Origin of the sequence: Alsobacter ponti (assembly GCF_024294805.1) — a bacterium.
In the GTDB taxonomy this organism is placed as follows: Bacteria; Pseudomonadota; Alphaproteobacteria; order Rhizobiales; family Beijerinckiaceae; genus Alsobacter; species Alsobacter ponti.
Genome location: NZ_JANCLU010000014.1, coordinates 46,637 through 60,746, shown reverse-complemented (window position 1 = coordinate 60,746; position 14,110 = coordinate 46,637). Strand labels below are relative to the sequence as shown.

Genomic DNA, 14,110 nt, shown 5'->3' with positions numbered 1-14,110 from the left:
GCCCGGCGTCCGGGACGACCGGACGCCATCGGCTCTGACGAGGAAGGGGACGCCACCACGTCCCCTTTTTTCATGCGCGGCGCGGCGTGTCAGTCGAGCACCGCCGGGGGCACCGGCGGCGTCTCCCGGACCGGACGCTTGATGTCGTCGAGCGGAGCGACGGGGACGGACGCGGTGACGCCGCCCTTCTCGCCGCTCTTCTCGCTCATCTTCTCGCCCGTCTTGGGGTCGATCAGCGGCTCGGGGATGCGGGTGGCGGGGGCCGCCTGCTTGACCACGGGCGGCGGGCTGGGCGCGGCCTGTGGCTCCGCCGGCCGGGCGACCGGCTTGCGCGCGCTCGGCTCGACGGCCGCGCTCGGCGGCGTGGGGACGGGCACAGGGATCGGCTTTGCCGGCGCGGCGCTTTCGGCCGGCTCGGCCGGCGGTGTCCGCGACGCGGTGGCGGGGGGCGGCAGCGGCTTCGACTCGACAGGCCGCGCCTGCGGCCCCTGCGGGATGGCGGGCGGCGGCTGCGTCGCGCCGGGGACGGGCGCCAGGGTTGGCGGCGGAGCGGCCGCGTCCGGCCTGGAAGCCTGGCGCTCGCGCCGTTGCTGCGCGGTCGGCGGAGGCGGCAGGTCGGGGGGCGGCACGTCCGCCCGCGGGGTCACAGCTCCGCGCGAGGCGAAGGGCGGCGGCTCGCCGTAGATCGGTCCGCCGGCGCGCGGGCCGCTCACGTTCGGCACCGGCGCGGGCGGCATCGGCACGGGGGCCTCGTAGGCCCCCACCATCTCGCGCTCCAGCAACTCGCCGTCGAGGGAGTCGAGCGTGTAGCGCACGCGACGACCGCGCCTGTCGATCGCGTCGACCTCGTAGATCCCGCCCCTGTTGCGCACCGTCATCACCCGCGCCGCGCCGTAGCGCGCGTAGACGATGTCGACGATCTGGGGCGGAGAGAGCCGTCCGCGCGGCTCGAGCACGACCGCGCCCGGGCCGAAGGGTCCGCCGGACGGGAAAAACGGGTCGAGCGGGCCGGCGGAAGCCGGCGACGCCGCCCCGGCGCAGCCGGCGGCGAGAAGGAGATAGAGGGCGACGCCCGCGTCGCGGCGACGCGGGACCAGGGGAAATCGCATGCGATGCTCCGGCAGTCGGACCGGTCGGGACCGTTACCGCATCGTTAAGCGCCGAATACGGCGTCCGTGCGACGCGCCCTCAGGCGGCGCGGACCGCCTCGACCAGCCCCGCGACATGCTCGGGTCGGGTCGCGAACGAGGTGACGAAGCGCAGGAAGACCTCGTCCGGCCCGATGGTGAAGCCGGGCGGCAGGCTGCCGCTCGACCACGGCGCGCCGCGGAACCCGGCCGCCTTGAGCGCACGGTCGGCCGCCGGAGGCAGCACCGCGAACACCTCGTTTGCCTGGGTCGGCCAGGCGAGCCGCACGCCCGGCGCTGCGGCGAGCCCCTCGGCCAGCGTCGCGGCCATGCGGTTGGCGTGGCGCGCATTGTCGATCCAGTGCCCGTCCGAGAGATAGCCGACCATCTGCGCGCCGAGGAGCCGCCCCTTCGACACCGTGTGCCCCGAGCGCTTGCGGCGGTACTGGAAGTTCTCGGCCAGCGCCTTGTCGAAGAACACCACGGCCTCGCAGGCGAGGCATCCGTTCTTGGTGGCCCCGAAGGACACCACGTCGACGCCGCGCTTCCAGCTCATCTCGGCGGCGCTGCAGCCCAGCGCCACCATGGCGTTGGCGAAACGCGCGCCATCGAGGTGGACGCGCAGCCCGGCGGGCTTGGCGACCGCAAAGATGGCGTCCAGTTCCGCCAGCGAATAGAGCGTCCCGGCCTCGGTGACCTGCGACACCGACACAGCCGAAGGCTGCACCGCCTTCACCACGCCGCGCGGATAGCGCTCCAGCGCGGCAGCGAGCCCCTCGGGCGTGAACTTGCCGCCGGCCCCCTCGATGCCGACGAGCTTCGCGCCGTCGGTGAACATTTCCGGCGCGCCGCACTCGTCGTCGAGCACGTGGCTCTCGGCGTGACAGAACACCGCGCCCCAGGGCGGCGTCAGGGCGGAGAGCGCCAGCGCGTTGGCGCCGGTTCCGGTCGCCACGAGGAACACGACGACCTCGTGCTCGAACGCCTCCGCCAGCATCTCCTCCGCGCGACGAGTGTGGGCGTCGACGCCGTAGGCCGGCTCCGAGCCTTCGTTGGCGTCGAGCAAGGCCTGGAGCACCTTCGGGCTGGCGCCGAGGACGTTGTCGCTGGCGAAATTCATCGGAGATTCCATGTTCGGCGTGCGGGGACGAAGGGAAACAGCACGCCGCGCGCCCGAATTCAAGCCGCCGGGGCTTTCCGATTGCCCTGCGGCCCGGTGGGTCACGATAGGTCCGTGGGGAGTCGGCCGAGTTTCCATTCATTGCGCGAGCCTGGGCACGTTACGCCAGAATGTTTCACGGAGAGCCGGATTCGCCTCTTGTGCGGCCTTCGGAAATCTGGCAATGTCCGCCCGCATTAGGACAGTCATGCTGTCCCAATTGCCGGGTCACACCCACCAGTCACGGACAGGCGTCTTGCGCAGGAACGGCTCGATTGCGAATGCGGGGAAGCGGGGCCTCTCGGCCGATCGCATCCGCAAACGCGCCACGCGCAAAACGACGGCCTGACGGGCGCATTTCCGGTTCAATCCGGTGCGCCCGCGGGGAGCGGGCGCAAGACGGAGCGCGACCGACCCTCGACATCCCACCGGCTCCGAACCCGGCCCGCCCGCCGGACGCATTCGGCTTGCGTCTTGCATGGCGGCGTCGCAGCAATTCCGGCCGGAAGGCCGGCGACGGTACACCGCGGCGACGCGGAACCTTGGGCAACGGACGAGGCGACCATGGGCGAGCGTACAGGGACCGCAGACTTCACCCCCGGGATTGACGGGAAGGCGTGTTCCGCCGCTGACATGGCGCGCGACCCGGGCCTGCCCGAGGCGACGGGCCTGTACGACCCGGCGCTCGACAAGGATTCCTGCGGCGTCGGCTTCGTCGCCGACATGAAGCGCGGCAAGTCGCACGACATCATCGAGATGGGCCTGCGCATCCTGCTCAACCTCGACCACCGCGGCGCGGTCGGCGCGGACCCGAAGGCCGGCGACGGCTGCGGCATGCTGATCCAGATCCCGCACCGCTTCCTCTCCGAGGAATGCGCCCGGCTGGGCTTCACCCTGCCCGCCCCGGGCGAGTACGCGGTCGGCCATCTGTTCCTGCCGCGCGACCCCGAGGGCCGCCGCCTGTGCGAGTCGATCGTCGAGAAGGTCGTGGCCGACGAAGGCCAGGTGTTCCTCGGCTGGCGCGACGTGCCGGTCGACAATTCCGGCCTCGGCGAGACCGTGAAGCCGACAGAGCCGACCCACCGGCAGATCTTCATCGGCCGCGGCGCCGGCGTCACCGACGTCGACGGCTTCGAGCGCCGCCTCTATCTGCTGCGCAAGGTCATCTCCAACACCATCTACAATCTCGGCAACCCGGCGACCAAGGGCTTCTACCCGGTGTCGCTGTCGGCGCGCACGCTCGTCTACAAGGGCATGCTGCTGGCCACCCAGCTCGGCGACTACTTCCCCGACCTGCGCGACCCGCGCCTGGAGTCGGCGGTGGCGCTCGTCCACCAGCGCTTCTCGACCAACACCTTCCCGACCTGGTCGCTGGCCCATCCCTACCGCATGGTCGCCCACAACGGCGAGATCAACACCCTGCGCGGCAACGTCAACTGGATGGCGGCGCGGCAGGCCTCGGTCGACTCCGAGCTGTTCGGCACCGAGATCTCGAAGCTCTGGCCGATCTCCTACGAGGGCCAATCGGACACGGCCTGCTTCGACAACGCGCTCGAATTCCTGGTGCAGGGCGGCTACTCGCTCGCCCACGCCATGATGACGCTGATCCCCGAGGCATGGGCCGGCAACCCGCTGATGGACGAGCAGCGCCGCGCCTTCTACGAATACCACGCCGCGCTGATGGAGCCGTGGGACGGCCCGGCAGCCGTGGCCTTCACCGACGGCCGCCAGATCGGCGCGACGCTGGACCGCAACGGCCTGCGCCCGGCCCGCTACTTCGTCACCGACGACGGGCTCGTGGTGATGGCCTCCGAAATGGGCGTGCTGCCGGTTCCCGAGGAGAAGATCGTCACCAAGTGGCGTCTCCAGCCGGGCAAGATGCTGCTCGTCGACCTTGAGGAAGGCCGCATCGTCTCCGACGAGGAGATCAAGGAGAGCCTGTCCAACGCCAGCCCCTACGCGGAATGGCTGAAGCGTACGCAGATCGTGCTGGAGGACCTCAAGCCCGTCGAGCCGCGCGCCTCGCGCACCGACGTGTCGCTGCTCGACCGCCAGCAGGCCTTCGGCTACACGCAGGAAGACCTGAGCATCCTGCTGTCTCCGATGGCGATCACCGGGCAGGAGGCCATCGGTTCGATGGGCACCGACACGCCGATCTCGGCCATGTCGGACAAGTCGAAGCTGCTCTACACCTATTTCAAGCAGAACTTCGCGCAGGTGACGAACCCGCCGATCGACCCGATCCGCGAGGAGCTCGTCATGAGCCTGGTGTCGTTCATCGGGCCGCGGCCGAACATCTTCGACCGCGAGGGCAACTCGCGCCGCAAGCGGCTGGAGGTGCGCCAGCCGATCCTTACCAACGGCGACCTCGAGAAGATCCGCTGCATCGGCCATCTCGAGGACTCCTTCGACACCAAGACCCTCGACATCACCTACCCCGCCGAGTCGGGGGCGGACGGCATGCGCGGCGCGCTGGAGCGCCTGTGCGACCGCGCCGAGGCGGCGGTGAAGGGCCGCTACAACATCATCATCCTGTCCGACCGGATGACCGGGGCCGACCGCATCCCGATCCCGGCGCTGCTGGCCACCGCCGCCGTCCATCATCACCTGATCCGCCAGGGCCTGCGCACCTCGGTCGGCCTCGTGGTGGAGACCGGCGAGGCGCGCGAGGTGCACCACTTCGCCTGCCTGGCCGGCTACGGCGCCGAGGCGATCAACCCGTATCTCGCCTTCGAGACCCTGGCCGCGATGGCCAAGGACTTCCCCGGCGAGGTGGACGCCTACGAGGTCGAGAAGCGGTTCATCAAGTCGGTCGGCAAGGGCATCCTCAAGGTGATGTCCAAGATGGGCATCTCGACCTACCAGTCCTATTGCGGCGCGCAGATCTTCGACGCCATTGGGCTGGCCGACGACTTCGTGGCGAAGTATTTCGCCGGCACGCACTCGCGCATCGGCGGCGTCGGCCTGGCGGAGATCGCCCAGGAGACCGTGTCGCGCCACAAGGACGCGTTCGGCGACTCCCCGGTCTATCGCGGCGCGCTGGACGTCGGCGGCGAGTACGCCTTCCGCATGCGCGGCGAGGCGCATGCCTGGACGCCGGACTCGGTGTCGCTGCTGCAGCACGCGGTGCGCGGCAACAGCCGTGACAAGTACCGCGCCTTTGCCGAGCTGCTGAACCGGCAGAGCGAAAAGCTGCTGACGCTGCGCGGCCTGTTCCGCATCAAGAGCGCCGAGGAGGACGGCCGCAGGCCGGTCGCCATCGAGGACGTCGAGCCCGCGAGCGAGATCGTCAAGCGCTTCGCCACGGGGGCGATGTCGTTCGGCTCGATCTCGCGCGAGGCGCACACCACGCTCGCCATCGCCATGAACCGGATCGGCGGCAAGTCGAACACCGGCGAGGGCGGCGAGGAGTCCGACCGCTTCCGCCCGATGGCGAACGGCGACTCGATGCGCTCGGCCATCAAGCAGGTGGCCTCCGGCCGCTTCGGCGTCACGACGGAGTACCTCGTCAACTCCGACATGATGCAGATCAAGATGGCGCAGGGCGCCAAGCCCGGCGAGGGCGGCCAGCTGCCCGGCCACAAGGTCGACGCGGTGATCGCCAAGGTGCGCCACTCGACCCAGGGCGTCGGCCTCATCTCGCCGCCGCCGCACCACGACATCTACTCGATCGAGGATCTGGCGCAGCTCATCTACGACCTCAAGAACGTCAATCCGGCGGCGGCGGTTTCGGTGAAGCTCGTCTCCGAGATCGGCGTCGGCACGGTCGCGGCGGGCGTGTCCAAGGCGCGCGCCGACCACGTGACGATTTCCGGCTTCGAGGGCGGCACGGGCGCGTCCCCGCTCACCTCGATCAAGCACGCCGGCTCGCCGTGGGAGATCGGCCTGGCCGAAACCCACCAGACCCTGGTGCGCAACGGCCTTCGCTCGCGCATCGCCGTGCAGGTCGACGGCGGCCTGCGCACCGGCCGCGACGTCGTGGTCGGCGCGCTGCTCGGCGCCGACGAGTTCGGCTTCGCCACCGCGCCGCTGATCGCGGCGGGCTGCATCATGATGCGCAAGTGCCACCTCAACACCTGCCCGGTGGGCGTGGCGACGCAGGACCCGGTGCTGCGCAAGCGCTTCGTCGGCCAGCCCGAGCACGTCATCAACTACTTCTTCTTCGTCGCCGAGGAGGTGCGCGAGGAGATGGCGCGCCTCGGCTTCCGCACCATGGACGAGATGATCGGCCAGATGCAGATGCTCGACCGCGAGGAGGCGATCGGCCATTGGAAGGCGAAGGGCCTGGACTTCTCGCGGCTGTTCGTGAAGCCGGAGGCCGCGCCGGCGCAGATCTTCCACAACCAGAGCCAGGACCACAATCTCGGCGCGATTCTCGACCGCAAGCTGATCGAGAAGGCGGCCCCCGCGCTGGAGGCGCGCACCCCGGTGCGGATCGAGTCGCCGATCAAGAGCGTCAACCGGGCTACCGGCGCGATGCTCTCCGGCGAGGTCGCCAAGCGCTACGGCCACAAGGGCCTGAAGGACGACACCATCCACGTGTCGCTGAAGGGCACTGCGGGCCAGAGCTTCGGCGCGTGGCTGGCGCGCGGCGTCACCCTCGAGCTCGAGGGCGAGGCCAACGACTATGTCGGCAAGGGCCTGTCCGGCGGCCGCATCATCGTCTACCCGCCCAAGGACGCCACGCGCATCGTGCCGCACGAGTCGATCATCGTCGGCAACACGGTGATGTACGGAGCCATTCTCGGCGAATGCTACTTCAGCGGCGTCGCCGGCGAGCGCTTCGCGGTGCGCAACTCCGGCGCGATCGCCGTGGTGGAAGGCACCGGCGACCATGGCTGCGAGTACATGACCGGCGGCATCGTGGTGGTGCTCGGCAGGACTGGCCGCAACTTCGCGGCCGGCATGTCGGGCGGCATCGCCTACGTGCTGGACGAGGACGGCGACTTCGCCGAGCGCTGCAACATGTCGATGGTGGAGCTGGAGCCGGTGCTGGAGGAGGAGACGCTCAACGAGCGCCTGCACCACCAGGGCGGCGACCTGACGACCCACGGACGCGTCGACGTGATGAAGGACATGACCCGCTTCGACGCGGAGCGCCTGCGCCAGCTAATCGAGGACCACGCGCGCTACACCGGTTCCGCCCGCGCCCGCGCGATCCTGGCGGACTGGGACGTCTACAGGACCAAGTTCCGCAAGGTGATGCCGGTCGAGTACCGGCGCGCGCTGGAGGAGCTGATGGCGGAAAACGAGAACCGGCCGATGGCCGTGGCTGGAGAGTAATCCGATGGGCAAGGTCACCGGCTTTTTGGAAATCGACCGCCGCGACCGGCGCTATGCGCCGGCCGCGGACCGCATCCGCCATTTCAAGGAATTCGTGATCCCGCTCTCCGAGGAGGCTACCCGGGACCAGGCGGCGCGCTGCATGAACTGCGGCATTCCGTACTGTCACAACGGCTGCCCGGTGAACAACCAGATCCCGGACTGGAACGACCTCGTCTACCACGCCGACTGGAAGGAAGCCTCGCGCAACCTCCACTCGACGAACAACTTCCCCGAGTTCACCGGCCGCATCTGCCCCGCCCCGTGCGAGGCGTCGTGCACGCTGAACCTCACCGACAGCCCGGTGACCATCAAGACGATCGAATGCGCCATCGTCGACCGCGCGTGGGAGGAAGGCTGGATCGCGCCGGAGGTTCCGGCAGTGAAGTCCGGCAAGCGGGTCGCCGTGATGGGTTCCGGCCCGGCCGGCCTCGCCGCCGCCCAGCAGCTCGCCCGCGCCGGCCACGACGTGCACGTGTTCGAGAAGAACGCCAAGCCTGGCGGCCTGCTGCGCTACGGCATCCCGGACTTCAAGCTGGAGAAGCACCTCATCGACCGGCGCGTCCGGCAGATGGAGGCGGAAGGCGTCACCTTCCATTGCAACGTCCATGTCGGCGTGGACCGGCCCGTCAGCGCCATCGCCGACGAGTACGACGCGGTTCTGCTGGCCGGCGGCGCGGAGAAGCCGCGCGACCTGCCCGTTCCGGGCCGCGACCTCGCCGGCATCCACTTCGCGATGGATTTCCTGCCGCAGCAGAACCGCCGCGTCGGGCACGAGCCGCTGAGGTCCAACGCGCCGATCCTCGCCAACGGCAAACACGTCGTGGTGATCGGCGGCGGCGACACCGGGTCCGACTGCATCGGCACCTCGATCCGCCAGGGCGCGCTCTCGGTTACGCAGATCGAGATCATGGCCAAGCCGCCGGAGAAGGAGAACAAGCTCCTCACCTGGCCGAACTGGCCGATGAAGCTACGCACCTCCTCCTCGCAGGAGGAAGGCGCGGAACGCGACTTCGCCGTCAACACCGTGTCGTTCTCCGGCGAGGACGGGGCCGTGAAGGCGCTGAACTGCGTGCGCGTCGACGAGAACTTCAAGCCGATCCCCGGCACGGAGTTCGAGATCCCGGCCGACCTCGTGCTGCTGGCCATGGGCTTCGTGTCGCCGGTGGCCGAGGGCGCGCTGGCCGAACTCGGCACGAAGCTGGACGCTCGCGGCAACGTGGCGGCCGACCCGCGCAACTACAAGTCGAGCGTCGACAAGGTGTTCGCCGCCGGCGACATGCGCCGCGGCCAGTCGCTCGTCGTCTGGGCGATCCGCGAAGGCCGGCAGGCCGCGCGCGAGATCGACCTGTTCCTGATGGGCGCGACGACGCTTCCGCGCTGACGGCGCGGCCTCAGGGCTCCGGCGGCGGCCAGCGGAAATCGTCCGCTCGCCCGGGCTTGGCCTCGGGCGTGCGGCCCTGCGCGAGCACCTGGTCGGCCAGGCGGCCGGCCTCCGACGCCCCGCGCGCCACGCCGCCCGTCAGCAGGCGCGCGCCGGGCGCGCTTTCCGGCTGGTTCAGCGGCAGGATGGGCCCGGCGACCGGCTTCACCGGGATCGCGATGGGGAGCGGCGGCAGGCCTTCGAGGCCTCGCCGCGCCGCCTCGTCGATCAGGCGCTCGATGCCGCCCGGCTCCAGCGCCGCGTCGGGCGACGGCTCACTCGTCTCGGGCGATGGCACGGCGATGACCGGGGCCGGCGGGCGGTTCTCGAGCAGGCTGCGGATCTGGGTTTCGACGAAGTGCGCCGCCTTGCGGGCTCCCAGCCGCGTGAAGTGGACGCCGTCGCCGGCGCGCAGGCGCACCGTCTCGCCGGTCAGCGCCGGGCCGGAGACCGTGTAGCGGTTCTCCGAATCCGCGAACGCCTCCCAGATGTCGACGAAGACGCCGCCGGCCTTCTGCACGCGGGCGCGCGCGATGTCGTTGATGGCCAGCATGTCGGCGGACATGCGCGCGTTCTGCATGATCGGCAGGCCGACCCAGAAGAGCGGGATGTTGCGCTCGGTGAAGGCGCGCGCGATCTCCTCCACCCGCGCCCCGTAGGCCTCGCGCCACGGTTCGCTCAGCACGTCCAGCGTCACGCCCCCAGGCATGCGGATGGCCTGGCGGTCGTTCGAGCCGACCATCATCACCGCCTGGGTGATCTTGTCCCCGGAGGCGATCTCGCGCGCCGCCTTGCGCCAGTCGTAGAAGTCCTCGCGCACCAGCCCGCTATTGTTGCGCGTGCGCCGGACGACCTCGACGTCGGGATTGGTGTCGAACGCCTCGGCGAGGCCGTTGGCCAGCAGTTCGCCCAGCGTATCGCCCATCACGACGATGAAGACGCTGGCGTCGACCTTGGGCGGAGACGGCGTGTCGGTGACGACGACGGGCGGAGCGGCGCGCCGCGGCGCCGGCCTGGGCGCCGCCACGGGAGGAGGCGGCGGGGCCGGCGAGAACAGCCGCAGCAGGTCCGAGATGGGGTTGCGGAATTCGGGCGCGGCCTCGCGCTGCGGATAGACGTTGGCCGGCGGGCGCGGCGGCTGCTGCGCGGCCAGCCGGGCGCTTCCCGCCGCGACGAGCAGGAGCGCCAGCACCGCGAATCGCGCCAGCCGGAAGAGGTTCATGGTTCGGCCGCCTCGAAAGCTTCCGCCGGCGGAGCCGGCGCGGCAAGGTTCAGGGCGAGCAGTCTAGCCCCGATCGTGGCGAAACGTCAGCGGCCGCCGCGCAGGCTCTCCAGCAGCGCCAAGGTCGGATGGCCGTCGGGCACCAGTCCGCGCCGTTCCTGGTAGTCGCGCACCGCCTCGCGCGTCTTCGAGCCCAGCTTGCCGTCCGGCTCGCCGAGATCGTAGCCGAGCCGCGCCAGGTGGCGCTGCAGGTCGACCCGCTGCTCGCGGTCGAGCTGGCGCTGGTTGACGGGCCACGCCGCCTGGATCGAGGCGCCGCCGTAGATGCGGTCCCCGAGGTGGCCGACGCCCATCGCATAGGCGTCGGAGCTATTGTAGCTCTTGATGACGTTGAAGTTGGACGTGACGAGGAAGGCCGGGCCGGACGCTCCCGCCGGCAGGAACAGCGTCGCCTCGCCGCCGCGCGGCATCGCCTCGCCGTCCGCCCGGCGGACGCCGAGCGAGGCCCATGTCGAGAACGAACCGGCGCGCGTGCGCCAGTCGAAGTTCGCCGGCAGGGCGACCTCGACGGCCCAGGGCAGGCCGGGCGTCCAGCCCTTCTGGCGGAGATAGTTGGCGGTGGAGGCGAGCGCGTCAGGCACGGAGGACCAGATGTCCTTGCGCCCGTCGCCATCGCCGTCGACGGCGTAGCTCATGAAGCTGGACGGCATGAATTGCGTCTGGCCCATCGCGCCGGCCCAGGAGCCTTTCATGTCCTCGCGCGCGACGTGGCCCTGCTGCAGGATGACCAGCGCCGTCACCAGCTCGTTGCGGAAGAAGTCGCCGCGATAGTTGAGATGGGCGAGCGTGGCCAGCGAGCGGATCACGTCCTTGCCGCCGGTGAACGTGCCGAAATTCGTCTCCATGCCCCAGATGCCGAGCACGGCGGCCCGGTCGACGCCGTAGCGGCGCTCGACGGCGTCCAGCGTCGCCGCGTACTCGCGCGCGACGTCCTGTCCGCGAGCCACCCGGGCGGAGGTGACCGCGCCGTTCAGGTACTCCCAGATCGGCTTCACGAACTCGGACTGGCGGTGCGTCAGCTCGGCGATCTTGGGATCGGGCGCCACGCCGGCGAAGGCGAGATCGAAGGTGTCGCGCGACACGCCGCGCGCCTGCGCGGCCGGCCACACGCCCTCGACGAAGGCGCGGAAGGACCCCCGCTGCGCTTCCTCGGCCGGGAGCGCCGTTGCCGCGCGGGCGTTCATGGCGGGCGAGATGGAGGCGGTGGTGAGCGGCCCGCGGCCGGGCTTGGCGGGCGGCTTGGCTGGCCCGCTCTTCTCCGTGACCTTCTTGGCCGTGACCTTCTTGGCCGGCTCGCTCTTGGCCGCCGCCGTCTTGCCAGCCGTCGGTTTGTCAGTTGCGGTCTTGGCCGTCGGCGCCTTGGCCGGCTTCTTGGCCGCCTCGCCTTTCGCCGGCGTCCCGGCGGCCTCGGTCTTGACCGCCTTCTTCGCCGTCTCGGCCTTGCCGGTCGAGGCATGGGCGGGCGACGCCTTGTGGGGCTGGGACTTGGACTGCGGCGTCGTGGCGCTCTCGGACGCCGCGCGGGCGGGCGATCCCGCGCACAGCCCCGCCACGACGGCGATGGCGGCTCCCGAACGCAAGGTCCGTGCGAAACGCGATTCCATGACGGCTCCCAGCCCAGGCGGCGCGCGCGCCGCTGACCGTGGAAGCCTTATAGCACTTATGGTTGGGGATTTCTTAAGCGACGGGGGGCGTCACGCGACCGCGGGCTCGCCGAGCCGGCTCTCCCACGCCAGCGCGTGCCGGACGATCTCCTCCAGGTTCTCATGCGCCGGCCGCCAGCCGAGCGTCCGCCGGATCTTCTCACCGGTGGCGACGATGGCCGCCGGATCGCCCGCGCGACGCGGGCCCCGCCGCACCTGGAAGTCCTTGCCGGAGACGCGCTTGACCGTCTCCACCACGTCCAGGACCGAGTAGCCCTTGCCGTAGGCGCAGTTGAGCAGCAGGTTCTCGCCGCCTTCGCGCAGGTGGTCGAGGGCCAGCAGGTGGGCGCGCGCGAGGTCGCTGACGTGGATGTAGTCGCGCAGGCAGGAGCCGTCCGGCGTCGGGAAATCCGTGCCGAACACGTCCATGCCGTCGCGCCGGCCGAGCGCCGCCTGGCAGGCGACCTTGATGAGGTGCGTGGCCTGCGGGGTGGACTGGCCCGCCCGTCCGCGCGGATCGGCTCCGGCGACGTTGAAGTAGCGCAGGATGGCGTAGCGCAGCCCGGTGGCGCGGGCGGTGTCCTCCAGCATCCACTCGGTCATCAGCTTGGACCGTCCGTAGGGCGACACCGGGTTGGGCGGCGTCTCCTCGGTCACGGGGTTCGTCGCCGGGTTCCCGTACACGGCGGCCGTCGACGAAAAGATGAAGTCGCGGATGCCGGCGTCCACCGCCGCCTGGATCAGCGAGCGCGACTTCGAGGTGTTGTTCAGGTAGTAGCCGAGCGGATCGGCCACCGACTCGGGCACCACGATCCTGGCGGCGAAATGCGCGATGGCGTCGACCCGGTGGCGCGCGATGGTCTCGCGCACCAGCGCCATGTCGCCCATGTCGCCCTTGACGAGCGGCACGCCGTCCGGCACGGCGGCGGCGAAGCCGGTGCTCAGATTGTCGAGAACCACGACGTCTTCGCCCCGGTCGACGAGGTCGAGAACCATATGCGAACCGATATAGCCCGCGCCGCCCGTCACGAGTACCGTCATGCCTGTTCCGATCTTCCGCTCCTGAAAGCCGTCCGCCAACGAGGCAGAACCCATGAAGGTTTCATGCGTTCTCTCACGTGTTCTGCCGCAGTCATGGCGCATGTTCGTGCCATGAATGTTAACCAATCCTCGCGCAGTTTCGCCCGGATCCCCTCGCCTGCCTCAATCCCGCCCGTCGCGTAGGGCAATCCTCGCCCTCGCGTGACACCAACATCGAGCCGATCTTCGACCATGACAAAGCGCATCCGCAAAGCCGTGTTCCCCGTCGCCGGCCTCGGCACCCGCTTCCTTCCGGCCACGAAGGCGATCCCGAAGGAAATGCTGACGGTGGTGGACCGCCCCGTGATCCAGCATACGGTCGACGAGGCGCGCGCCGCCGGCATCGAGCACTTCGTCTTCGTCACCGGCCGCGGCAAGGCGGTGATCGAAGACCATTTCGACATCAATTTCGAGCTCGACCGCACGCTGGCCGAGCGCGGCAAGACGAAGGAGCTGGAGGCGCTCAAGCGCGATCTGCCGGGCGCGGGATGCACCAGCTTCACCCGCCAGCAGGCGCCGCTCGGGCTCGGCCACGCCGTCTGGTGCGCCCGCGACATCATCGGCGACGAGCCTTTCGCGCTGCTGCTGCCCGACATGCTGCACCTCGGCGCGACGCCCTGCCTCGCCGGCATGATCGACGACCACGCCCGCCACGGCGGCAACATCGTCGCCGTGTACGAGGTGCCCGACAGCGAGACGCACCAGTACGGCATCGTCGGCGTCGAGAGCGGCGTCGGCGGGGCGCAGCGCATCACCGCCATGGTCGAGAAGCCGGCGCGCGGCAGCGCGCCCTCGAACCTCGCCATTTCGGGCCGCTACATCCTCGGCCCGGAAATCTTCGACATCCTGGAGACGCAGGAGCGCGGGGCCGGCGGCGAAATCCAGCTCACCGACGCCATGATCGCGCTGTCGAAGACGCAGGATTTCTTCGCCCACACCTTCGAGGGCCGGATCTACGACACCGGGTCCAAGCTCGGGTTCCTGATGGCCAACGTGGCCTACGCCATGGCGCGCGAGGACATCGGCCCCGCCTTCCGGCTGGAGCTCGACAAGCTGCGGCGCGCCTGAGCGGCG

General features: G+C 70.3%; 8 protein-coding genes. 3 read left to right on the top strand and 5 right to left on the bottom strand.

The features are described from left to right. Nucleotides 1–89 precede the first annotated feature (89 nt). Both NK718_RS14575 and NK718_RS14570 read right to left on the bottom strand, forming a co-directional pair. Nucleotides 90–1,109 carry a PepSY domain-containing protein gene (locus tag NK718_RS14575; RefSeq protein WP_254743668.1) on the bottom strand — a complete coding sequence of 340 codons (1,020 nt, stop codon included), beginning with the start codon at nt 1,107–1,109 and terminating at the stop codon, nt 90–92. 79 nt (nt 1,110–1,188) lie between these two features. Continuing rightward, nucleotides 1,189–2,247, bottom strand: a complete 1,059-nt coding sequence (locus tag NK718_RS14570; RefSeq protein WP_254743666.1) for a threonine aldolase family protein — start codon at nt 2,245–2,247, stop codon at nt 1,189–1,191. Between the two features lie 672 nt (nt 2,248–2,919). Here NK718_RS14570 and gltB point away from each other — a divergent pair. Together gltB and NK718_RS14560 are read left to right on the top strand one after the other, a co-directional pair. Further along, entirely contained in the window at nt 2,920–7,569 is a 4,650-nt protein-coding gene (gltB, locus tag NK718_RS14565) for a glutamate synthase large subunit (protein ID WP_254743664.1), read from the top strand. Nucleotides 7,570–7,573: 4 nt separating this feature from the next. Continuing rightward, nucleotides 7,574–8,992, top strand: a complete 1,419-nt coding sequence (locus tag NK718_RS14560) for a glutamate synthase subunit beta (protein ID WP_254743662.1) — start codon at nt 7,574–7,576, stop codon at nt 8,990–8,992. A 10-nt stretch (nt 8,993–9,002) separates the two neighbouring features. On the opposite strand, the gene NK718_RS14555 is transcribed toward NK718_RS14560, so the two are convergent. The 3 genes from NK718_RS14555 to galE all read right to left on the bottom strand — a co-directional run bounded on the left by NK718_RS14555 (nt 9,003) and on the right by galE (nt 12,997). Continuing rightward, nucleotides 9,003–10,253, bottom strand: coding sequence for an SGNH/GDSL hydrolase family protein (locus tag NK718_RS14555; protein WP_254743660.1), 1,251 nt, complete (start codon nt 10,251–10,253; stop codon nt 9,003–9,005). Nucleotides 10,254–10,339: 86 nt separating this feature from the next. After that, complete coding sequence (locus tag NK718_RS14550) at nt 10,340–11,917, bottom strand: lytic murein transglycosylase (RefSeq protein ID WP_254743658.1); 1,578 nt, start codon at nt 11,915–11,917, stop codon at nt 10,340–10,342. Between the two features lie 90 nt (nt 11,918–12,007). Further along, nucleotides 12,008–12,997 carry a UDP-glucose 4-epimerase GalE gene (gene galE, locus NK718_RS14545; RefSeq protein ID WP_254743656.1) on the bottom strand — a complete coding sequence of 330 codons (990 nt, stop codon included), beginning with the start codon at nt 12,995–12,997 and terminating at the stop codon, nt 12,008–12,010. Between the two features lie 231 nt (nt 12,998–13,228). On the opposite strand from galE, the gene NK718_RS14540 reads away from it, so the two are divergent. Beyond that, nucleotides 13,229–14,104, top strand: coding sequence for a UTP--glucose-1-phosphate uridylyltransferase (locus NK718_RS14540; protein WP_254743654.1), 876 nt, complete (start codon nt 13,229–13,231; stop codon nt 14,102–14,104). Nucleotides 14,105–14,110: the final 6 nt, after the last annotated feature.